The sequence below is a fragment of the Archangium sp. genome (genome assembly GCF_036389735.1).
Taxonomy (GTDB): domain Bacteria; phylum Myxococcota; class Myxococcia; order Myxococcales; family Myxococcaceae; genus Archangium.
This window is the reverse complement of record NZ_DASVWK010000256.1, coordinates 1-1,512: the sequence shown is the minus strand read 5'-3', so window position 1 is coordinate 1,512 and position 1,512 is coordinate 1. Positions and strand designations below refer to the sequence as shown.

The window sequence follows — 1,512 nt, the reverse complement described above, 5'->3', positions numbered from 1 at the left end:
CCCTTCGCCCTCACCGGGGGCCAGGCCCGCCGTGAAGAAGGAACTGCCCTGGTTGAACGTGCCAGGCGGGCGCATGAAGACGACCCTCTTCTACGGCCCCTGGCAGTGCCGCCGGGAGTTCATGAACGGGTGCCAGAGGGAGTGCGCCAGCGAGGGCCACACGCTCAAGGGGTGCATGTGGCTGGCCGACTTCAAGTTCGATTGGGAGGGGAGCCTCGTCGTCCTACCCGTTCCCGTCAAGGCCGGGAGCCGCTACGGCATCTATCACTGCTGCTGCAATTACCCGACACGCTCACCAACTCAGAATGCCGCCGAGCGCAGGAAGTGGGATGGATTCAGAGAAGGCTTTCGCAAGAGTTGGAGCACGCGGTTTGGAGAATGGCCCTTCGCGGCAGGGAGGGCGTGGCCGGGGCACCACATCCGGGATCTCCAGCATGGAGGGGACCCGATAGATCCCAACAACATCTTTCCTGCGGAGCCCGGCGTTCATGACGACTTCGGCAAGAAGTACCCCGCCTGCTACGCCGGTCAGGCACCCTGGAATAACGTGGGACCCGACCTGCCCTACACGGACAATTAACGATGACCATGCCCATGAGCAGCTTGCTCGAAGAGGTCTCCCGTGACCACTTCCCGAAACCGCCCGCCTCACCCGAGGAGATCGAGGAGTTCGAGCAGCGAGTGGGATGGAAGCTGGACTTGGACCTGCGTGCCTTCTACCTGCACTGCAATGGAGCCGCTCTGATTCAGTGGCCGGATTCGCCCTATGAAATTCTGCCTCTCTCGGAGATTGTCCGAGCGCGGGTGGCCATCCGGCGTGAAGACACCGACGAATGGGGTCCCGCCTCGGTGTACGCCTTCTGCTTCGTGCGCGACGGCAACTATGTCGTCTTGGACGTGAGCCGACAGGTAAACGGACGGTATCCGCTCATTGACGGGTGCCATGAGACATGGCCGGACCCGGCGTACTGCGGGCTAGTCGCCAGTTCCTTTTCGCATTTCCTAGAGCAGGTGCTGCGCACCCGGCGCAGCCTCTACTGGTTGGGGGAGTGAAATCTGCTCCAACTCGACTCCGAGTGCTCTCGGACTGCTGCTCTGTCACCTCCGCCTACGTGAGCCCCAGTGGGTTCCGCTCTAATCCCAGGTCCTCAGAACCACGTCTTCCCTGTCCGCGTACTTCCCGGAGGTGGTGTTGTGCGGCGTCAACAGGTGCGCCGGGTTCTTCTCTCCCCGAAGCACACGGGCCAGGACGTCAGCGGGGATGACCGCCAAGGTCCTTATGCCGAAGCACGGGCGCTCTTGGTCTGCCTCTCGAATGACGCCGCCGGGAGCAGCGGACACCGGGAGTTGTCAGCCCCATCGGGTACTCCCTCGGACTGGCAACCCATCAGGGGGTAGCCATCACCACGGGGATTCCCATGAAGCTGGCCGGAACGGTGGTGCTGGTGGTGCTGCTCACCGGATGCGCGACAACCCAGGGCACGGGAGGATCTGGCCCTTCGCCCTCACCGG

2 protein-coding genes are annotated in these 1,512 nt (G+C 63.3%); both read left to right on the top strand.

The genetic code is table 11. The features are described from left to right. The coding region (locus tag VF794_RS09285) for a hypothetical protein (protein WP_331108876.1) at positions 1–580 on the top strand (580 nt) is incomplete at its 5' end. 2 nt (positions 581–582) lie between these two features. Beyond that, positions 583–1,053 (top strand): SMI1/KNR4 family protein, encoded by a 471-nt coding sequence (locus VF794_RS09280; RefSeq protein WP_331108874.1) that lies wholly within the window; start codon positions 583–585, stop codon positions 1,051–1,053. The last annotated feature ends 459 nt before the right edge of the window (positions 1,054–1,512 follow it).

Bases quoted from the DNA above. Each gene is read 5' to 3' on its own strand.
- VF794_RS09280 (WP_331108874.1), top strand. From the start codon at position 583: ATGACCATGCCCATGAGCAGCTTGCTCGAAGAGGTCTCCCGTGACCAC.